Below are 19,627 nucleotides of genomic sequence, written 5' to 3'. Positions count from 1 at the left end.
AAATTGATTTTATTTCATTGATCCATGACAAGTAATCATGATTAACTTCTGATTGGTGTAAATAATGGCTTTCTAGCTGAATCAATCACTAGCAGGCTGTTAAAAGAAATTCCTAAGGAAGCTAGATAAGCTGCCCCTTAATGGTAGGTCTTAAAAAGGGGCTAAACTTAGATTGAGGCTAAGCAGTCGGAGAATTGAGAGCCTTAGCAAGATCGATAAAGGCTTTAAGGTATTCGATACCTGCATCCCCTTCTCGAGTTCCTAAATAGATTTGCTTATCAATCCCTTTCTCGCCTAAACGGACAACGGCTAGTGGTAGGGTCTTCGAGTATTGGTTAGCTAACCAACGCGGTAATGCAGCAACACCGCGATTACAGGCCACCATTTGCATCATAATATCGGTGGCTTCACAGGTTTTATGAAGTCTAGGATTAACGCCTGCGGGGCTGAGAAACTGGGTATAAATATCTAGCCGATCTGCGGCAACAGGGTAAGTAATTAGCACTTGGTCACGCAAATCCTCTGGCTTTACATATTTATGTAAGGCTACTGGATGGTTGCTTGGTACAACGAGCACTTGCTCGTAATCAAATACAGCTTGGAAAGAAAGACCACTTTTATAGAATGGATCTGGCGTCACCAGTAAATCAATCTCGTAATCCAATAGTGCGCCCACACCGCCAAACTGAAATTTCTGTTTTACGTCTACATCCACATCTGGCCAAGTATCCAAAAAGGGGGATACCACTCTCAACAACCATTGATAGCAGGGGTGGCATTCCATTCCTATTCGCAGCGTTCCTCGCTCTCCCTGAGTAATTTGTTTGAGCTTCTCTTCTGCGTGGTCAAGCAAGGGTAAAACGCGATTAGCAATATTCAGTAGATACTGCCCTACTTGAGTAAGACGAAGGTTACGGCCTTCGCGGATCCAGATCTCGGTATCTAAGTTATTTTCCAATTTACGGATAGTATGGCTTAGGGCGGACTGAGTAACACACAGTTCTTTTGCGGCGGCAGTAAGTGAGCCCTGCTCTTTTACCGCATGGATAATTCGAAGGTGGATACGCTCGATCATAAAGTCTATGAATAATGTTAATGATTTAATGAAAATATAACATTTTTATTCACATAGTAAATGCATTAAGTTTTAGGGACTTTAATATCTAAACCCAAATGATGGATTGTTGTATGAATAACGCAGCTACAGAGCTGAAAGTGGCTACTCATGCTTGTAAAGTAGTAAGTGTCGAGCCTTTAAACCAAACTACCTTCGAGGTCGAATTAACATCCTTAAAGGGTGCTAGCTTAGGCTTTAAAGCGGGACAGTATCTGCAGCTTGTACTAGATGTGAATAATGACGGTGAGTTTCAATCTCTTTCTTATACGATTGCCAGTCGCTTTAATCCAAAGCAGCCCACATGTCTTAAGTTGATTATCCAGAAAACTAGCGAATTCTCGGCTAAAGTCCTAGGCCGCATTCATCAACTAAGCAATGGTCATGAGCAAGTTGATATAAGGCTAGCAATGGGGAATGCGTTTTTGCAAACAAGCTTGGATCTTCCTCATGTGTTGGTGGCAGCTGGTTCTGGTATCTCAAAAATTAAATGCATCACAGAAGAAATTTTACAGCAACGACCCGACGCCAATATAGACATCTATTGGTCTAACAGAAGTGAGCATGACTTCTTCCTGCTTGATCAGTTTTACGATTGGGCTGTTCAATATAAGAACTTAAACTTCATACCAATATTGGAATCAGCAGGTATTAACTGGTCTGGAAAAACAGGTTTTATTTATCAGGTGATACAAGAGACTTTGTCAGATCTTAGCAAGGCTCAAACTTATCTTTGCGGCTCCCCGAATATGGTTTATGGCACAATTTATAAATTAAAGTCGCTAGGTCTAAAAGAAGAAAACTGCTTTTCCGATGTATTTGAATTCGCGCCAAGGGATAGCCAAGTAGCGGTTTAAACGTATTGGTGAAAACGAAGAAGCATTGAGCCGTTTCGAAAAGCAGCAACAAGGCTCTGGTAACCCCCTAAATAATTAAGCCAGCTTACGCTGGCTTAATTGATGTCTGCTCAAAGTGAAGATTGCTTTTCAGCCAAAATCATAAACAAATTGAAAGCGACATTTGTTATAAAAGCGATTGCTCTTAGCCAAGAATAGCTAGCAATTCAACTTCAAATACTAGGGCAGCAAAAGGAGGGATTGCAGCACCCGCACCTTGAGAGCCATAAGCAAGTTCTTGAGGAATGTATAGCTTCCACTTGTCACCTACTTTCATGCGCTGTAGCGCTTCAGTCCAACCTTTAATTACGCCATTTACTGGGAATTCTGCAGGTTGACCACGTTGTACAGAGCTATCGAATACTTCACCAGAAATTAAAGTACCTTCATAGTGAACTTGTACTTTGCTGCTAGCGCTTGGCGATTCGCCTTCACCTTCAACTAATACTTCGTATTGAAGACCAGATTCAGTTTTATTGATTTCTGGGCGCTGGCCGTTATCAGCTAAGAAGTTTTCGCCTTCAGCCATTGCTTCTTTGTGTTGCTCAGCTTTTTTAGCTTCAATGTCTTTAGTAATTTCTTGGAAAGCCGCACCAATAACCGCTTCGTCAAGCTGAGGTTGCGCACCTTGCATTACGTCACGAATACCGTCAAGCATTGCATTCACTTCTAAGCCGTCGAATGCTGCACGCTCAATTTGCTCACCAATTTGAAGGCCGTAGCCGTAACTTGCTTGCGCTGCTGCGCCTTGATATTTATCGCTCATTTGAACTCTTAATTCTGATCGTTAAAAAGAGCCAAAATGTTATCACAAAGTCACTAGAAAAACCGTTGGTCTGCGGCTAAATACGCCTTTTTTTGAACAAAGTAACTACCGGCAAATTCCACTTGACGTTGCTCACCACTAAATTGAAAGCCCGTGTGGCGATAAAAGCCCTCTGCCTGCTGATTATCTTGCATCACCCAACAGTACACTTCCTTCATTGCTGCGCTCTGGCAAGCCTTTTCTAACAAGGCTCTACCCCAACCTTTGCCAATGGTATCTGGTTGCAAATACAGGGCGGCAAGCTCAATCTCAGGGGTTTGTTTTTCCAGCATTAAAAAGCCTTGCACGCCATTAGTTTTTAATACCCAGATTTGATTTTTCTCACTGCTAAGGCGTTGTTTCCACAGCTGTTGATGCAGCTCAAATGGTAGAGCTTGAAACATATCGGAAATGAGTTGCTTAGGGTAGACATGCTGCCAGCTGCATCGCTGCACCCGGCAGATCTCTTTGGCATCGCTAAGGCTAGCTAGTTTTATCGACATCGGACTCTTTAGATGTATCTTTAGCATCAAAGCTCGCAGGGCGAATGCACTGAGGTGACTTACCTTGAGCAATCGCTTGTTTTTCTAACTGAATGGCACGCGACATGCGCGAATTTAAATCGGTAATTCGCGTTTGGCTAGACGGGTGAGTTGATAAAAACTCAGGCACTGAACCACCACCCGCTTTGGCCATATTTTGCCAAAGGAAAACGCTGGCACGTGGGTCAAAACCCGCGCTAGCCATTAAATCTAAGCCCATCAAATCTGCTTCACTTTCTTGGGCGCGCCCGTAAGGCAATAATACGCCATATTGTACGCCTAAACCTAAGGCCGCCATCGCCGCGCCTTTATGTTTAATGTCGTCACTAACGCCAATGGCTACTGCCGCAACAGCGGTACCAATACCGGCTATTTGGTTTTGCGATAAACGTTCATTACTGTGTTCTGCGAGCACGTGGGCAATCTCGTGGCCAATAACCGTAGCCAGTTGATCGGGAGTCTCGGCCACTTTGATTAAGCCGGTATAAACGCCAACATGGGCGCCTGGTAAAGCAAAGGCATTCACTTGCTCGGAGTCAAATACCACGACTTCCCAATCTTCATCGCCATAGTGACCGGGGATCTCGGCGGTAACCGCATTAGATACGCAGGCTACATAATCGTTAGTAGCTTTGTCGGTATAAATCTTTTCTTGTTTTTTAATTTCTTCGAAAGACTGAGCCCCTAAAGCACTCATTTTTGAGTCATCATAAAGCAGCACCCGCTTGCGCCCAGTAGGAGAAGCAGAGCAACTGAGCAATGCAATGATTGAACTGGCTATAACCGCGGCTTTTAATACTTTATTCATTAATGCACTTCCATATCTTTGCAGCCTTAAAGACTACGACTCCTTTAATACTAGCGGTAAGCCAGCACTAATAAATACAACTTTATCGGCTTTTGCCGCTAAAGCTTGGTTTAATCGTCCAAGCTCATCGGCAAACCTGCGGCCCATGGCGTTGTCAGAGACCAAACCTAAACCTACTTCGTTACTCACAATAACCAAGTCCCCATCAATAGCATCTAAACTGGCCAGTAAGTCGCTAGATTGCTGTTGAATATCTAACAGCTGCTGATCGAAAGGTTTGTTGGTACATAACCACCACCCTAGCCAAGTAGACATACATTCCAGCAGTATTGGCCGATTTTGGGCAGTGTAAGCTAGCAACACTTCACTGAGTTGCTCTTTTGAAAAATCAAATTCGTGGGTATCAAAAGATCTGTTTCGCAAAGCTTGATGATGAGCGATCCGTTGTTCCATTTCTTCGTCGCTTGGCATGGCGGTTGCGATATACACGGGTTTTAAACCAGCCTTGTTTTGAAACTGCTGCTCAGCCCAGCGGCTTTTGCCGCTTCTAATTCCACCTAAAACAAGACTTATCATCATGCTACCCAATGATTTTTAACAAATAATATCATAATGAAGGGCGACCTTGGAACGCACTTACTGTTGCTATCAAAGTGAAACAGACATAAAAAAAGCGGCTTAATAGCCGCCTTTCTTTCAAGTAGTTTTGATTAACTGGTTAAGTCATCAAAAAACTTTTTAACTCCGTCGAAGAAGCCTTCGGCTTTCGGTTTGTGCTTACTGCTAGCAGAGCCACCACAACTTTCTTCAAAGTCTTTAAGCAGCTGCTTTTGCGTTTCATTAAGCTTAACCGGGGTTTCAACAATCACTTTACAAATCAAATCACCAATTGGGCCACCGCGCACCGACTTAACGCCTTTGCCACGCATTCTGAACATACGGCCAGTTTGCGTTTCGTTTGGCACCTTAAGGTTCACTCGGCCATCTAAAGTAGGTACTTCAATCTCGCCACCTAAGGCGGCTAAAGTGAAGCTAATTGGTACTTCGCAGTAAAGGTTATTTTCTTCACGTTGGAAGATTGGGTGCTCTTTAACATGTACTTGTACATATAAATCACCCGCTGGAGCGCCGCTTTCTCCGGCTTCGCCTTCACCCGATAAACGAACACGGTCACCAGTATCAACGCCAGCTGGAATGCTAACCGATAAGGTTTTAGCGCGCTCGTAACGACCTTCACCATGACACTTATGGCAAGGATCAGAAATGATAGTTCCCTTACCTTTACAGGTAGGACAGGCTTGCTGCACCGCAAAAAAGCCCTGGCGCATTTGTACTTGGCCTTGGCCATGACAAGTGCCACAGGTTTTAGGCGTAGAGCCTTTCTTGGCGCCGCTACCATTACACTGCTCACAGTGCACTAAAGTAGGTACGCGAATTTCTTTTTTAACACCTTTAACGGCTTGCTCTAAGCTCAACTCTAAGTTGTAGCGAAGATCTGAGCCACGTTGTGGCTGACGACGACCACCGCCGCCTCCGCGTCCACCACCAAATATATCACCAAAGATGTCACCAAACGCGTCGCCAAAGTCGCCGTGTCCGCCACCAAAACCACCAGCACCACGGTTTGGATCAACCCCAGCATGGCCGTAGTGATCGTAAGCCTCTTTCTTCTGAGGATTGTTCAGCACTTCGTAGGCTTCTTTTACTTCTTTAAATTTCTCTTCAGAAGCTTTATCGCCCTTGGTACGGTCTGGGTGAAATTTCATCGCCAAACGTTTGTAGGCTTTTTTAATTTCTCGCTCGCCGGCATCTTTGCCTAGACCAAGAACTTCGTAATAATCGCGTTTTGACATAATGGGTGTTCTACTTTCTCGCAACTAAACCAGTTGAAAGTAATGGCTTTTTGATAGACACACGGGCGTTGTTCTCACAACGCCCGTTATTTACTTACTTAAAGTGTTTAAGACAAATTATTTTTTGTCGTCTTTCACTTCTTCAAACTCAGCGTCAACAACGTCGTCTTGAGCAGGAGCAGCTTGCTCTGCATCAGCTTCGCCAGCATTTGCTTGGGCTTGTTGTTGAGCTACTTCCATAAGTTTTTGAGAAGCTTCGATTAGCGCTTGAGTTTTTGCTTCAATCTCTGCTTTATCTTCGCCTTTGCTAGCGGTTTCTAACTCGCTAACTGCAGCTTCGATTTTCTCTTTGTCTTCAGCTGGAAGCGCTTCACCAGCTTCTTCAACTTGCTTACGGGTACCGTGTACAAGTGCATCAGCTTGGTTACGAGCCTGAACTAGCTCTTCAAATTTCTTGTCTTCTTCAGCGTTGGCTTCAGCTTCGTTTACCATCTTGTTGATTTCGTCATCTGACAAACCAGATGAAGCTTGAATGGTAATTTTCTGCTCTTTAGCCGTATCTTTGTCTTTAGCAGATACGTGTAAGATACCGTCGGCATCCAAATCGAAGGTTACTTCAATTTGTGGCACGCCACGTTGTGCAGGACGAATACCTTCTAGGTTAAATTGACCTAGAGATTTGTTGTCTGCAGCACGCTTACGCTCACCTTGAATTACATGAACGGTTACCGCGCTTTGGTTATCGTCTGCCGTTGAGAATACCTGTGAACCCTTAGTTGGGATGGTGGTGTTCTTTTCTACAACGCGAGTCATTACGCCGCCCATCGTCTCAATACCTAGAGACAGTGGAGTAACGTCTAGTAGTAGTACGTCAGTTTTGTCGCCAGACAATACCGCACCTTGAATAGCAGCGCCCATGGCTACAGCTTCATCAGGGTTAACGTCTTTACGAGGCTCTTTACCAAAGAACTCAGTAACAGCGCTTTGTACTAGTGGCATACGTGTTTGACCACCAACAAGAATTACATCGTTGATGTCGCTAACTGATAGGTCAGCGTCTTGTAGTGCAATGCGTAATGGCTCTAGTGAACGTTGAACTAGCTCTTCAACCAAAGACTCAAGCTTAGCGCGAGTTACTTTGATGTTTAAGTGCTTAGGACCTGAAGCATCAGCAGTAATGTAAGGTAGATTTACATCAGTTTGTTGTGCTGAAGATAGCTCACACTTAGCTTTTTCTGCCGCTTCTTTTAGGCGCTGCATAGCTAGTGGATCTTGCTTAAGGTCGAAACCTTGGTCTTTCTTGAATTCTTCTACTAAGTAGTTGATTAAGCGGTTATCAAAGTCTTCACCACCTAGGTGAGTATCACCATTGGTTGCTAGTACTTCGAAGGTTTTCTCGCCATCTACTTCGTCAATTTCAATGATTGAAATATCGAAAGTACCACCACCTAAGTCGTAAACGGCTACTACGTTGTCGCCTTTAGCGTTGTTAACGCCGTAAGCAAATGCAGCTGCAGTTGGCTCGTTAATAATACGTTTAACGTCTAGGCCCGCAATACGACCAGCATCTTTAGTTGCTTGACGCTGTGAATCGTTAAAGTAAGCAGGTACGGTAATTACCGCTTCTGTTACAGCTTCACCTAGGTAGTCTTCTGCAGTTTTCTTCATTTTTTTCAAAACTTCTGCAGAGATTTGTGGTGGCGCTTTTTTGTCGCCTTTCGCTTCTACCCAAGCATCACCGTTGTCAGCATTAACAATGTTGAAAGGCATGATTTCGATATCACGTTGAACTTCGTCGTCGGTAAAACGACGGCCGATTAAACGTTTAATAGCGAACACTGTGTTCTTAGGGTTAGTTACCGCTTGGCGCTTAGCAGGTTGACCTACTAAGGTTTCGCCGTCGTCGGTAAATGCAATAATTGAAGGGGTAGTACGATCGCCTTCCGCATTTTCAATTACTTTAGGGGTGTCGCCGTCTAGTACTGCAACACAAGAGTTAGTGGTTCCTAAATCGATACCAATAATTCTACCCATGATGGTGTTCTCCAAATTCTAGTTGTAACTAATATTTCGTTGTTGAGAACTAAGTGGGGGCAGCAAATTGCTTTTCAAGGGAAAAAATAAAAAAAACTCACTAAAAACCCATTCTCGCAAAATCTTGGCAATTGCTTAGGTATTGAGCAAGCGATCACGAATTTAGATTATAAAACCAACAAAGTTATAGGTGGTAGTGTCAAAAATGGCTATTTTTATAACCTATGATACTATGCGCGCAACTTTAGGTTATATGCAGTATTAAGTTCTGCGTAAAATACAGAGAGAAGGGAAATGAAAAACGATTCAAAACTGAGTCTTACTCACAAAATACTTATCGGTATGGTTGCCGGTATTGGCTTAGGGGTTTTCTTACAAACCTTTTTTGCTGAGTCTATCTTAGTCAAAGACTACATCGTTGACGGCATCCTTAATATTACAGGTTCGATTTTCGTATCAAGCTTGAAGATGTTAGTTGTTCCATTGGTATTTGTTTCTTTGGTTTGCGGTGTATCTTCAATGAAAGACACTGCGCGCTTAGGCCGCCTTGGCGGTAAAACAGTACTGCTTTATTTAGCCACTACCGCGATTGCTATTTCACTCGCCATGGCCGTTGCACTACTTATACGCCCAGGTACTGGCATAGAGCTAACTACCGAAGCCGCTTTTGTTGCTAAAGAAGCACCAAGCATTAGCCAAGTTATCATTGATATGTTCCCTGATAACCCAATTGCCTCTATGGCTCAAGGCAACATGCTGCAAATCATTGTATTTGCATTGTTGTTTGGTATTGCCATCGCTATTTCTGGCGAGCCAGGTAAACGTATTGGTAAGCACTTTGAAGACTTCAATGTAGTGATCATGAAGTTAGTGACCATTTTAATGAACTTAGCCCCTTATGGCGTATTTGCCTTACTGGCAAAACTGTTCTTTGAAATTGGTTTTGACGCGATTGCGAGCTTACTTAGCTACTTCATGGTGGTATTGGTTGTATTACTGCTGCACGCCTTATTAGTTTACCCTTCTTTATTAAAGGTACTTACTGGCTTAAACCCGCTTATTTTCATTAAGAAAATGCGCGAAGCCATCGTATTTGCATTTAGTACTGCCTCTTCAAATGCGACTATTCCAGTTACTATGGAAACGGCAACTCATAAGCTGGGCGTGCGCAACTCAACGGCTTCGTTCACGGTACCTTTAGGCGCCACCATTAACATGGACGGCACCTCAATTATGCAAGGTGTTGCAACCATCTTTATTGCAACGGTATATGGCATAGACCTAACCGCTGGCAATTTCTTAATGGTTATTGTTACTGCAACCTTAGCATCGGTAGGTACTGCAGGTGTGCCGGGTGTAGGCTTAATTACCCTAGCCATGGTATTGCAGCAAGTTGGTTTACCTGTAGAAGGTATTGCGCTAATTATTGGTGTAGACCGCTTGTTAGACATGGTTCGCACCGCGGTAAACATCACCGGTGATAGCATGGTAACCGTTGCTGTTGCTAAATCTGAAGGTGACCTAAACGTGGATACATACAACAATCCTCAGGCAGGTAGATCTGAAGAAGAAGTTCATCTACCTCACGGTGAATCAGATATCAATGTGGCCTCAGCCGAAAAAGCCTAGATATATAAATAGGTAACAAAAAACGCGGCCTTAGCCGCGTTTTTTATATCTAGAAATGCCGTTTTTAACTGTTGCCAGAAATCGAGATATCTAGATTATTTAGGATGCCGTTTTGGATAGAATAAATACAGCCGTGTACCGACAGTTCTTGGCCATTGCTCCAGGCATTTTGCACGATGGAGGTTTGAGACACGTTCTTAACTTGCTCCATTACATTTAACTCACACAAGCGGTCGGCCCGCTGTTGCTTGTCTTCAATCGCATCAAGTTCTTGCTCATGGTAGCGGTATACATCTTTAAGATGGCGCAACCAATTATCTATCAAGCCAAACTGTTCGTTTTCCATCGACGCCAATACCCCACCACAGCCATAATGACCGGTAACAATGATGTGTTTAACTTTTAGAACGTCGACTGCATATTGAATAACTGACAAACAGTTTAAATCGGTATGCACCACTACATTGGCGATATTACGGTGTACAAAAACTTCACCTGGAGGCAGGCCAGCAATCTGATTGGCGGGTACCCGACTGTCACTACAGCCAATCCATAAGAATTCAGGATTTTGTTGCTCTGACAGATCACAGAAAAAGGTGGGATTCTGCTCTTTTATATTTTTTGCCCAGCTGCGGTTATTTTTTATTAGCTGATCTAAATCTCTCATACAACCTCTAAATGACTCATGCCCCTATTACTGGACGCATATATTGCCCGATGTAAGGGTTAACTACCACCATTTAGCGCAGCATTTACTTTCAAAATGGTAATTCATCCTGTACCGAGTTTTGCTGCTGTTGCTCGGCTAACTTCTTACGCTGCATACGAATAAAGCGCATTCTTCGCTGTTTAGTTAAGCGCAAAATATTCTGTTGCTGGGCAGGTTCTAGGGTTTGCCAAGCAAAACGTTCATCTCGATTCCGAAAACAACCCATGCACAACCCGCGGCTATTGGTTTGACAAATGCCGCGACAAGGATTGGGGATGTCGAAAATCTCTAACTGTTCCATTTACTGCTGTTGTTTGCCTTCTGAGCAATACGAATAATTTTTATTCATAAGTCTACAATGGCATAGCCAAGTAAGTTAGGTCAAAGAATTCCCCTACTCAAAGTCATAACGCAGTGTAAAATTCAGCCACAAAAAAAGGGCCTAAAGGCCCTTTTTGATTCAGCAATAATAAATCTATGCGCTAGTGTCTACCGAAGCAGCTTTAGAAATCATTACCATTGCTGGGCGCAATAAACGGCCATTTAGTAGGTAGCCTTTTTGCAATACTGCTACCACAGTATTAGGCGCTACACCTTCTACTTCTTGCATGCCCATAGCTTGATGCTTTTCTGGGTCAAAGGCTTGGTCTTGTGGTGACACCACTTCAATACCAAACTTCTTCACAGCGTCGATTAAAGTTTTAAGAGTAAGTTCAACGCCTTCAATCATCGAAGTTAGCGCTTCATCTTCACGGTTAGCGTGTTGTAGGGCCATTTCCATGTTATCGATAACCGGTAGCAGCTCGTTAGCAAACTTTTCTAGAGCAAACTTACGCGCTTTTTCTACTTCTTGAGCTGAACGACGACGAATGTTATCTACTTCGGCTTTGGCACGAATCACACCGTCTTTTTGATCGGCAACGGTTTGCTCGGCAGTTGCTAAGCGCTCTAGCAGCTCAGCTACGCTAATTTCTTCACCAGCCGACTCTGCAGCTTGCTCTTCCACTTCACTTTCTAGCTCAGCGTCTATAGCTTCAACCTGCTGCTCTACTTCGTTTTCCGCTACCACTTCTTCAGCTTGTGGTTTGTTTTGCTCACTGCTCATGCAGGGTCTCCGTAATTCTTCACAAATAACTTAATTCTGTTGCATATTATGGGGATCAAACCGCCGCTTTCAAGTGATAGTCACGATAAAACTGGCTGAGTAGTAAAGCCACACGTTATAATCACTAGCAACACAATGTTAAATCAACAAGTTATGACTCAAATCTTCAACACAATCGGTTTAATTGGTAAACCCCATCACGAGGGAGCCAATAATACCTTAACGGCGCTCTATCATTGGTTGATTGAACAATCATATAAAGTATTGGTAGAAGAGCAGACCGGCCAACAACTCACCATTGACGGGCTTAACCTAGTGAGTATTAACCAGGTCGGTGAGCAAGCTGATTTAGCCATTGTGGTTGGAGGCGATGGCAACATGTTGGGGGCAGCGCGAGTGCTGTCGCGTTACGACATAGCTGTACTAGGGGTAAACCGAGGCAACTTAGGCTTTTTAACCGATTTAGACCCTTTCAATTTTGAACACCCCTTAAAAGAAGTATTACAGGGCGAGTTCATTACTGAAAAACGCTGTTTGTTAGAAGCGAAAGTATTGCGCCATAACGCGGTCAAAAGCCGCAACAGCGCAGTAAACGAGGTGGTACTTCACCTCGACAAAGTCGCCACCATGTTAGAATTTGAAGTGTATATTGATGACCACTTTATGTTAAGCCAACGCGCCGATGGCTTAATTGTTACTACGCCTACTGGCTCAACCGCCTATTCTTTATCTGCTGGCGGGCCCATTCTCACCCCTAATTTAGATGCAATAGCTTTGGTGCCAATGTTCCCGCATACCCTAAGCTCACGCCCCATAGTGGTAGACAGCGATAGCGAAATTAAGCTTAAACTGTCTCACGATAATAGTGAGCATATGAACATAAGCTGTGATAGCCACGTATCGCTGCCCGTTATGCCGGGCGATGAAGTGATTATTCGCAAACAAAATCACCCGTTGCGTCTGGTTCACCCTAAAAGCTATGATTACTTTAAGATCTTAAGAACTAAGCTCGGCTGGGGAAGCCGCTTGTTTTAAGCCAACACGGTAAAAAGGAAGTTTATTTTGGCACCTGCTCCAAGCCCTCGCGTTAACCAGCGCCAAGAAGTGGTAGATATAATGCGACAACTGCGCTTTGGCGACATTTTAGATGTGCAGTTTGTAAAGGTGGGCAATGTTCGGATTAAATGTAAATTAATCGGTTTAGACGATGCTAACTTCCTTATTTTTGCCGTGCCCAAGTACGCGCAACAAGGTCACGGTGACGTATTACTTGAAGGCATGGCCTGTGTAATTCGCTCCATTATCGAGGGCGAAGCGGGTCAGTGCATTGCATTTCGCAGCATTATTACCGACATCATCAAATCCCCTAAACACCTGTTGTTTGTAAAATATCCTAGCGAAGTAGAACGCTTTAGCCTTCGTAAACAACAACGAGCCAGTACTCGCATTCCTGCCACTGTGACTCACCGCTCATCGGTGAGTGACCAACAAATCGAAAACGACTTGAGCTTCGATGGCATTATCTTGGATTTATCAGCGGGAGGCTGTCGCTTTAAAATGGCGTGGCCAGAAAGCAATGGCAAACTACTGCTCGATAGCGTATTTGTTTACATTCGCATACCCGGTAAGCCAGAAAGTGATACGGTGATTGAGGGTAATATTAAAAGCCAAAGCCGAGATGGTCATAACCATATTGCTGTGGGTATTAAGTTTGAAGGCGCTGCCGATCTAGATGAGCTATTTGCCCACCTAGCTCTAGATGTGTAGTTACTCTGCTAGCTACAGAACTTATCCAACAAATCCCACAAGCGATCCACTTCCTGATGGGTGTTGTAGTGCATAAAACCTACTCTTAGCACCCCTCCTTTATCCATTAAACCTAATTGTTCCATCATGCCTTGCGCATAAAAATGTCCATGCCAAGTGGCAATATTATGCTCGCCCAGCATAGCGGCAATCTGCTGTGGCGAAATACTTGGCCAGCGCATAGAAAAAGTAGCGGTGCGCTTGTGTAATCGCTGTAAGCTACTTTCTCCATAAAGCGTGACTTGGGGATGAGTAGCTAAACGCTCTAAGAAATTCTGACTTAAACCTTGCTCATGCGCGGCAAACTGCTCAAAGCTCGCAGCTAAAGCCGCTCGCATATTTTGTTGTGGGTTCCAATGGGCTAAGTAATCAACCGCGGCACTCATGCCTGCAATAGCCGCAAAGCTTTGGGTGCCGGTCTCAAAACGTCCAGGGCCAAGGTTGGTTGCCGGTTCTACTTTATAAGGTTTAAGTTGTTCTAACCAAGGGTCGGCCACATAGGCAATGCCAAGATGGGGGCCAAAAAACTTGTAAGCTGAACAGAGTAAAAAGTCGCAGCCCAATTGTTGTACATCCACTAAGCGATGCGGCACGTAATGCACCGCATCAACATACACCATTGCACCAACACTTTTTGCTTTAGCAATCACCCGCTGCAAATCAACAATGCTACCGCTGGTATTTGAAGCGTAAGTGAGTGCTAGCAGCCGGGTATTGGAGTTCAATAAAGACTCTAAATGGGTGTAGTCCAAATTGCAGTTAGTCGGGTCAATATTTACTTGATGAACAGTAGCGCCTTTATCGGCAGCGGCTTGTTGCCAACTGGATACATTAGAGTAGTGATCAAGTGCGCTTACCAGAATTTCATCGTTCGGCTGCCAGTCTCGGCTTATCGCTCTACTCAGTTTAAAGGTGAGTGAAGTCATATTCGCGTCAAACACAATATTATTGGCACTAGCGGCATTCAGCAGGATTCTAGCCTGCTCCCTGCCCTTTTCTACAATCTCTTCAGTATGTTTACTGCTAGCAAAAGCGCCACCTAGATTGGAATTACCTTTGATAAAGTAATCGTTCATAGCTTGCAGCACAGTCTGTGGCAATTGCGCTCCGCCAGGCCCATCTAGGTATGTTGGTATTCCACTTTGATTGCTTTCATTTAACGCTGGAAATAGCTCACGGGCAGCCTCAACAGAAAAACTCATGCTTCATCCTTGGCGGTCAATACAAATACATCCATAAAGCCTGGCTCGCTAGGGCGATGTGCTCGAATGGGCCGTGCATAATGCCAAAGCTTGCTGTCATCAAGTAGCGCAACTTCGCCGCTATCTAAAGCTAAAGTCATAATTGGCGCCTGATGTTTGTCTTTAAACACCATAAAGTCACCACCATCAATATTGTGACGACGTATGCCCACTACCGCAATATGGCTAAACCCATCTTGATGTACACCTTCTGGCGCCACTGGCGTATCTGCAGTTTGCGCAGCAATTCGAATTTGGTGGATTTCTATATCTTGTTGCTCACTTAAGCTATTTGCTTCCAAAAACAACGCGCACATTTCAAACATGCCTTTAGAGGCGATAATGCTTTGTTCAATCTCTTCGAATTGACGCACAACATCACCTTGGAAGTGATTAACTTGCTCACTTTGCACAAAGGCTCTGCCTGGCAGGGCTTGCACCTTGCCTTGATTGACTCTAACCACCGAATAGCGACGCAAGCGGTATTGCCCGTCTGCGTGCTGGGTATGAGGAAGGTTATCGAATGAAGATGATAGATCGTGCACCGCGGCACCGCTTAAGTGGTTTAACTGTAACAGGCAATCTGCGTGAGTGTTCATGGCCAAATCTCTCGTTAACAAAGTGATAACATCAAGATTAATCGCAAACAGCTAGCGATACCACAGCGATCAGCATTAAGAGTTGCTAATTTCCATGTATTCGATACTTAACACCAAGCGTACCTCCAGTTACTTATCACAATCACCAAATCGTAACATGCAATCAGTGAATTAAAGAAAAACCATCCGAATCTTCGCTAAGCCACTGATTTAAAGCAAATTAAAAACGATATTTTATGCTTTAAGCACTAGCGGATAGTTCAGCTTCAGTACTAGTTTTATCAAAGCATTTGATCAGCAATAAGCTACTCGCCGCCACCAACCAAAAGCCAATCACCACTGGATAACAGCTTTGATTGAAACTAAGACCAATAACACTGCCAATTGGAATGGCCACTAAGGTAGAAATACTCGCAACAAAGGCTGAGCCCATTCCAGCAATAGCCCCTAAAGGTTCCATGGCTAAGGAATTAAGGTTACCGAACAAAATCCCTACACAGAAAAATGCCGGTATTAGATAAGCCATAAACCACCACAAAGGCGGAACCCCATTGGTGGCCAGCAACAGTAAACAAAATACACTAGTGAGTACTAACAAGCCCCAAAGTGCCCTATTAATCATTAAACGCATACCGAGCTTGAGTACCAATCGCCCATTAACTAAAGACGCCGCTCCCACTGCCACTGCCGATAATGCAAACAACAGCGCAAAGTTATCCGCTTGATCATAGAGCTTAATAAACACCAAGGGGGCACTGTTTAAATACCCCATAAAGGCACCAAACACTAAACCCGATACAATGGTATAAACCAAGGCGCTGCGCTCGGCGAGTAAAAACTTAAGGCCTTCTATAAAGCTCTTTAAACTAAGCGGCCTGCGCTTATCTTCTGCTAGGGTTTCTTCCTGTCCACGCCAAAAGCCTAAGCCAGTAATAATGGCCATTGCCAGTAGCATGCCGAAGATCCAACGCCAATGGCTAAAAGTTAAAATCACTTGGCCGACAGCTGGAGCTAGAATAGGCACGATGATGAATACAGAAAATACTACCGACATAATTCGCGCCATTTCCGCGCCTTTTAATTTGTCGCGCACTAGAGCCATTGTGATAATTCGCGGCGCCGCTGCGCCCATCCCCTGCAATACTCGCCCCACCATTAGCCAGCTAAATGAACTGGATAAAACGCAAATAATGCTACCCACAATAAACAGCAGGTAGCCCACGTATATAGGTGGTTTTCTGCCTACTGCGTCCGACCACGGCCCATAAATAAGTTGGCCTACAGATAAGCCAATAAATAAAGAGGTAATCGTCCACTGGGCGTGGGCTGGATTGGCCAACTCGAAGTCGTCAGCAATGGCAACAAGGGCGGGCAACATCGCATCTACAGATAGAGCTACCAAGGACATCATGCCGGCAAGTAAAACAATAAAAGCTTTGGAATGGGTACTGTCGTGATTCACTTACAACTCCCTACTACAACAGTGAGCTCTTGGTTATAACATGGCAAATATGCAATAGCGATAAGTAATAGTGAAAGCCCTTAGTAATAAGCTAATTCACTAGCTAACAAGACTTAAATGAAACAAAAAATCATTACTTTTGAAACACTAAGCACATTAACCAGATTTTTTTTCACCATCAAATAACATAGACAACAAAGCGATCAGCGCAGAACCGAGCATCAATAGCAGAGACACAGCGTTGAGTACCGGAGTAGAGCCTTCTCGCAGGCGGTCATACATGGCAATAGTAAGCGGCGCATCGGAGCCAACCAGCATTAAGGTGGTATTAAAGTTCTCAAAAGACATTAAAAAACTCACCACAGCTGCGCCAATAAGTGCTGGACTAAGAAAAGGCAATACCACGGTAAAAAAGGCTACCCAAGCGTTTGCGCCTAGATTTAGTGCAGCCTCTTCTAAGCTGAAATCAAACTTTCGCAGGCGCGCAAGCACTACTAAAGTGGCAATCGTGGTAATAAATGCCACCTGACCAATCACCACTAATACAAAGCCAGGTCTTAGCCATTCAAGCTCCCAGGCAAAACTATTCTCGATGCTATTGGCCAAACTACTACTAGCCACTAAGATGGCCACCCCTAAAATCACCCCAGGGATCACCAATGGCAATAATAAACCAATGTATAACCAGTTCTTTCCGGGAAAATCGAAACGAATGAACAGCCAAGCATTAGCAGTGGCAAGTAGCAGGGAAAATAGCGTAACAAAACAGGCAATCGCAGCGCTCACACCAATACTAGACAACAAACCATCATCGTAAAGAATGCCCAACTTAGGTTCGGTTTGGCCAATAAACCAATCAAAGGTGAAGCCCTGCCAAGGCAAGGCAGCAAACAAACTATCGTTAAAAGCAAATACCGCTACTATGCTTAACGGCAGTGCTAAAAAGACTAAAAAGCCCACCATATAAAATTGATAAAGTGATTTGGCCGGCCCACGTAATTGATGCAACATAAGGCTCTCCTAGCGACCTAAAGTGCGGCTGAAAGACTGGCCACTTAATTTTAAGCCCAGAGCCACCACTAGCGATGAAACCACTAATAAAATCACCCCAAAGGCGGCACCGAGTTCCCAATTAAAACGGGTAATAAACTGGGTGAAAATTTGCTCGGTAAACCACAGGCTGTCTTTTCCTCCTAACAGGCGCGGCGTTAGGTAGTTTCCTAAACACAGCATAAAAACCATAATGCAGCCCGACACAATGCCCGGCATAGCATAAGGAACAATGATTGACGTGGTTACGTTCCAACCGTTGCCACCTAAGTCATAGCCCGCCTCGATTAAGCTTTGATCTAAGCCCTCTAACGTACTTACCAGCGGCACCACCATAAACAGCATTGAGGTATACACCAAGCCCACCAACATGCTTACATCGTTATACAAAAACTCAATCGGTTGCTCGGTTAAACCCAAGGCCATTAAACCTTGGCTAATTACTCCTGATTCGCGCAATAAAATCATCCAGCCATAAGTTCTCACTAATTCACTCACCCAAAAAGGCAACAAACAGCTTAGCAATAACAAGCGTTTGGCTTTGCCCTTTGCAACTTTGGCAATGAAGAAGGCCACCGGAAAACTTACCAATAAGGTGATAAACGTGGCTAACAAAGACATCCACACCGTACGCAGCAAGGTGCGCCAATAAAGCGGCTCACCAATAAACTGTTGGTATTGGTACCAACCTACACTGTCTCCTGCCGCGTAATCTCGCTTGATAAAAGACAGCTCAAGCATCTGCAGGTGCGGTAATACAATAAGCAATACAAACCACAGCACAAAAGGAAGCAGTAATAGGTAAAACCCTAATCCTTTAGCTTTCACCCTTCACCTCTTGGTTGATACAAATGGCTTGTTTAGCATCCCAAAATATCCGTAACTTACTGCCTGGTACTATGTGCTGCAAAGAAAAGCTGGCTCCAGGCGCTACGCGATAACTGTCTTGATGATGCGTATCTCTCACCACTAAGGTGGAACTTGCGCCATCAAACAAGCACTCTTCCACTTCTACATCAAACTGGTTATCGGCTTTAACTTCCCTTCCTGCTTCACAAATGCCAATGGCTTCCGGCCTAACAAACACATCCACCAGCGACTTCTCTGCTTGATCAATACTGGTAGCCACTATTAGATGACGACCTCGAGCGGTTTTAAGTAAAGCAACCCCTTGGCGCTGTTCACACACCACCGCTGAATGCGCATTGGTTTGGCCAACAAATTTAGCCACAAAAGCGGTATCTGGTTGATAATAAAGCTGCTGCGGGCTGGCCACTTGTTCAAAGCGGCCATTGTTCATCACTGCGACTTTGTCAGACATCACTAAGGCTTCAGATTGATCGTGGGTGATATAGATGAACGTAGTGCCAAACTCGCGCTGCAAGTGCTTAAGCTCGACCTTCATTTTTTCTCGCAGCTTGAGATCTAAGGCACCAAGCGGTTCATCAAGCAATAACAAGCGCGGCTCCAGTACCAAACTACGAGCAATCGCAATGCGTTGCTTTTGGCCACCCGATAGCTGAGTAATTTGCTTGTCTTGGCTGCCATCTAAGCCCACTCGCTCTAAAACATCTTTAATCTTATGCTGTCGATCGTTAGCTTTAACGCCACGACGTTTTAGGCCATAGGCAATGTTTTCAGCCACATTCATATTGGGGAATAGAGCCAGATGCTGAAACACCATATTCACTGGGCGCTTATTTGGCGCCAGTTCATTAACCCGCTTTTGATGAATTTGAATCTCCCCTTCACTGGGTGACTCAAAGCCTGCCAACATTCTTAATAAGGTGGTTTTACCGCAGCCAGAAGGCCCCAAAATAGAGAAAAACGAGCCTGCTTCAACTGAGAAGTTAAGCTTATCTACTGCTGTAAATTCTGAGAAATGCTTCGAGAGGTGTTTACATTCAAGATCATATTTAGCGTTTGCCGCCATAGTACTTCCAAGTAAAAGCAGAGGGGCGCAAGCGCCCCAAT

Annotated in this window: 20 protein-coding genes; 4 read left to right on the top strand and 16 right to left on the bottom strand. The window is 44.3% G+C overall.

Annotated features, from left to right (window positions below):
- Positions 1-178 precede the first annotated feature (178 nt).
- Entirely contained in the window at positions 179-1,075 is an 897-nt protein-coding gene (locus G6R11_RS06605; RefSeq protein ID WP_163132290.1) for a LysR family transcriptional regulator, read from the bottom strand.
- 113 nt (positions 1,076-1,188) lie between these two features.
- Between G6R11_RS06605 and G6R11_RS06600 the strand changes: the two genes are divergently transcribed.
- Positions 1,189-1,971 (top strand): NAD(P)H-flavin reductase, encoded by a 783-nt coding sequence (locus G6R11_RS06600; protein WP_163132289.1) that lies wholly within the window; start codon positions 1,189-1,191, stop codon positions 1,969-1,971.
- A 184-nt stretch (positions 1,972-2,155) separates the two neighbouring features.
- Here G6R11_RS06600 and G6R11_RS06595 read toward each other — a convergent pair whose 3' ends face one another.
- The 6 genes from G6R11_RS06595 to dnaK all read right to left on the bottom strand — a co-directional run bounded on the left by G6R11_RS06595 (position 2,156) and on the right by dnaK (position 8,052).
- On the bottom strand, positions 2,156-2,776 hold the full coding sequence (locus G6R11_RS06595) for an FKBP-type peptidyl-prolyl cis-trans isomerase (protein WP_163132288.1): 621 nt from the start codon (positions 2,774-2,776) through the stop codon (positions 2,156-2,158).
- A 53-nt stretch (positions 2,777-2,829) separates the two neighbouring features.
- Positions 2,830-3,318, bottom strand: coding sequence for a GNAT family N-acetyltransferase (locus G6R11_RS06590; RefSeq protein WP_163132287.1), 489 nt, complete (start codon positions 3,316-3,318; stop codon positions 2,830-2,832).
- Complete coding sequence (locus tag G6R11_RS06585; protein WP_163132286.1) at positions 3,299-4,165, bottom strand: M48 family metallopeptidase; 867 nt, start codon at positions 4,163-4,165, stop codon at positions 3,299-3,301. The genes G6R11_RS06590 and G6R11_RS06585 overlap by 20 nt, the downstream gene beginning before the upstream one ends.
- 33 nt (positions 4,166-4,198) lie before the next feature.
- A complete protein-coding gene (cobU, locus tag G6R11_RS06580) occupies positions 4,199-4,741 on the bottom strand; it encodes a bifunctional adenosylcobinamide kinase/adenosylcobinamide-phosphate guanylyltransferase (protein ID WP_163132285.1) in 543 nt (180 codons plus the stop codon).
- Between the two features lie 134 nt (positions 4,742-4,875).
- Complete coding sequence (gene dnaJ / locus G6R11_RS06575) at positions 4,876-6,018, bottom strand: molecular chaperone DnaJ (RefSeq protein ID WP_163132284.1); 1,143 nt, start codon at positions 6,016-6,018, stop codon at positions 4,876-4,878.
- 117 nt (positions 6,019-6,135) lie between these two features.
- Positions 6,136-8,052 (bottom strand): molecular chaperone DnaK, encoded by a 1,917-nt coding sequence (gene dnaK / locus G6R11_RS06570; protein ID WP_163132283.1) that lies wholly within the window; start codon positions 8,050-8,052, stop codon positions 6,136-6,138.
- Between the two features lie 294 nt (positions 8,053-8,346).
- On the opposite strand from dnaK, the gene G6R11_RS06565 reads away from it, so the two are divergent.
- On the top strand, positions 8,347-9,681 hold the full coding sequence (locus G6R11_RS06565) for a dicarboxylate/amino acid:cation symporter (RefSeq protein WP_163132282.1): 1,335 nt from the start codon (positions 8,347-8,349) through the stop codon (positions 9,679-9,681).
- 64 nt (positions 9,682-9,745) lie between these two features.
- Here G6R11_RS06565 and can read toward each other — a convergent pair whose 3' ends face one another.
- From can to grpE, 3 genes are all read right to left on the bottom strand, one after another.
- Positions 9,746-10,348, bottom strand: a complete 603-nt coding sequence (gene can, locus G6R11_RS06560; protein ID WP_163132281.1) for a carbonate dehydratase — start codon at positions 10,346-10,348, stop codon at positions 9,746-9,748.
- 91 nt (positions 10,349-10,439) lie between these two features.
- Complete coding sequence (locus G6R11_RS06555) at positions 10,440-10,691, bottom strand: DUF1289 domain-containing protein (RefSeq protein ID WP_163132280.1); 252 nt, start codon at positions 10,689-10,691, stop codon at positions 10,440-10,442.
- 174 nt (positions 10,692-10,865) lie between these two features.
- A complete protein-coding gene (gene grpE / locus G6R11_RS06550; RefSeq protein ID WP_163132279.1) occupies positions 10,866-11,495 on the bottom strand; it encodes a nucleotide exchange factor GrpE in 630 nt (209 codons plus the stop codon).
- A 153-nt stretch (positions 11,496-11,648) separates the two neighbouring features.
- Between grpE and nadK the strand changes: the two genes are divergently transcribed.
- Complete coding sequence (gene nadK, locus G6R11_RS06545) at positions 11,649-12,530, top strand: NAD(+) kinase (RefSeq protein WP_163132443.1); 882 nt, start codon at positions 11,649-11,651, stop codon at positions 12,528-12,530.
- A 27-nt stretch (positions 12,531-12,557) separates the two neighbouring features.
- Positions 12,558-13,262: a flagellar brake protein gene (locus tag G6R11_RS06540; protein ID WP_163132278.1), complete on the top strand. Its 705-nt coding sequence runs from the start codon at positions 12,558-12,560 to the stop codon at positions 13,260-13,262.
- 8 nt (positions 13,263-13,270) lie between these two features.
- On the opposite strand, the gene G6R11_RS06535 is transcribed toward G6R11_RS06540, so the two are convergent.
- The 6 genes from G6R11_RS06535 to G6R11_RS06510 form a co-directional block, all read right to left on the bottom strand.
- Positions 13,271-14,503: a cysteine desulfurase-like protein gene (locus G6R11_RS06535; RefSeq protein WP_163132277.1), complete on the bottom strand. Its 1,233-nt coding sequence runs from the start codon at positions 14,501-14,503 to the stop codon at positions 13,271-13,273.
- Positions 14,500-15,141 carry a 2OG-Fe dioxygenase family protein gene (locus G6R11_RS06530; RefSeq protein WP_163132276.1) on the bottom strand — a complete coding sequence of 214 codons (642 nt, stop codon included), beginning with the start codon at positions 15,139-15,141 and terminating at the stop codon, positions 14,500-14,502. The genes G6R11_RS06535 and G6R11_RS06530 overlap by 4 nt, the downstream gene beginning before the upstream one ends.
- 241 nt (positions 15,142-15,382) lie before the next feature.
- Positions 15,383-16,603 carry a multidrug effflux MFS transporter gene (locus G6R11_RS06525; RefSeq protein WP_205472630.1) on the bottom strand — a complete coding sequence of 407 codons (1,221 nt, stop codon included), beginning with the start codon at positions 16,601-16,603 and terminating at the stop codon, positions 15,383-15,385.
- A 156-nt stretch (positions 16,604-16,759) separates the two neighbouring features.
- The gene (locus tag G6R11_RS06520; RefSeq protein ID WP_163132275.1) at positions 16,760-17,614 is read right to left on the bottom strand and encodes an ABC transporter permease; all 855 of its coding nucleotides are present in this window, start codon (positions 17,612-17,614) and stop codon (positions 16,760-16,762) included.
- A gap of 9 nt (positions 17,615-17,623) precedes the next feature.
- On the bottom strand, positions 17,624-18,481 hold the full coding sequence (locus G6R11_RS06515; RefSeq protein ID WP_163132274.1) for an ABC transporter permease: 858 nt from the start codon (positions 18,479-18,481) through the stop codon (positions 17,624-17,626).
- Positions 18,471-19,586, bottom strand: coding sequence for an ABC transporter ATP-binding protein (locus G6R11_RS06510; protein WP_163132273.1), 1,116 nt, complete (start codon positions 19,584-19,586; stop codon positions 18,471-18,473). Before G6R11_RS06510 ends, G6R11_RS06515 begins: the two co-directional genes overlap by 11 nt.
- Between the last annotated feature and the right edge of the window lie 41 nt (positions 19,587-19,627).

The sequence above is a fragment of the Agarivorans sp. Alg241-V36 genome, assembly GCF_900537085.1.
Taxonomy (GTDB): domain Bacteria; phylum Pseudomonadota; class Gammaproteobacteria; order Enterobacterales; family Celerinatantimonadaceae; genus Agarivorans.
The sequence above is the reverse complement of the archived record's forward strand: the minus strand, read 5'-3'. Positions and strand labels throughout refer to the sequence as shown.

Coding starts and splice junctions, on each gene's coding strand:
- G6R11_RS06530 (WP_163132276.1), bottom strand. CDS start 15,141: ATGAACACTCACGCAGATTGCCTGTTACAGTTAAACCACTTAAGCGGT.
- G6R11_RS06590 (WP_163132287.1), bottom strand. CDS start 3,318: ATGTCGATAAAACTAGCTAGCCTTAGCGATGCCAAAGAGATCTGCCGG.
- G6R11_RS06535 (WP_163132277.1), bottom strand. CDS start 14,503: ATGAGTTTTTCTGTTGAGGCTGCCCGTGAGCTATTTCCAGCGTTAAAT.
- G6R11_RS06585 (WP_163132286.1), bottom strand. CDS start 4,165: ATGAATAAAGTATTAAAAGCCGCGGTTATAGCCAGTTCAATCATTGCA.
- dnaJ (WP_163132284.1), bottom strand. CDS start 6,018: ATGTCAAAACGCGATTATTACGAAGTTCTTGGTCTAGGCAAAGATGCC.
- G6R11_RS06595 (WP_163132288.1), bottom strand. CDS start 2,776: ATGAGCGATAAATATCAAGGCGCAGCAGCGCAAGCAAGTTACGGCTAC.
- dnaK (WP_163132283.1), bottom strand. CDS start 8,052: ATGGGTAGAATTATTGGTATCGATTTAGGAACCACTAACTCTTGTGTT.
- can (WP_163132281.1), bottom strand. CDS start 10,348: ATGAGAGATTTAGATCAGCTAATAAAAAATAACCGCAGCTGGGCAAAA.
- G6R11_RS06510 (WP_163132273.1), bottom strand. CDS start 19,586: ATGGCGGCAAACGCTAAATATGATCTTGAATGTAAACACCTCTCGAAG.
- cobU (WP_163132285.1), bottom strand. CDS start 4,741: ATGATAAGTCTTGTTTTAGGTGGAATTAGAAGCGGCAAAAGCCGCTGG.
- G6R11_RS06520 (WP_163132275.1), bottom strand. CDS start 17,614: ATGTTGCATCAATTACGTGGGCCGGCCAAATCACTTTATCAATTTTAT.
- nadK (WP_163132443.1), top strand. CDS start 11,649: ATGACTCAAATCTTCAACACAATCGGTTTAATTGGTAAACCCCATCAC.
- G6R11_RS06565 (WP_163132282.1), top strand. CDS start 8,347: ATGAAAAACGATTCAAAACTGAGTCTTACTCACAAAATACTTATCGGT.
- G6R11_RS06555 (WP_163132280.1), bottom strand. CDS start 10,691: ATGGAACAGTTAGAGATTTTCGACATCCCCAATCCTTGTCGCGGCATT.
- grpE (WP_163132279.1), bottom strand. CDS start 11,495: ATGAGCAGTGAGCAAAACAAACCACAAGCTGAAGAAGTGGTAGCGGAA.
- G6R11_RS06600 (WP_163132289.1), top strand. CDS start 1,189: ATGAATAACGCAGCTACAGAGCTGAAAGTGGCTACTCATGCTTGTAAA.
- G6R11_RS06605 (WP_163132290.1), bottom strand. CDS start 1,075: ATGATCGAGCGTATCCACCTTCGAATTATCCATGCGGTAAAAGAGCAG.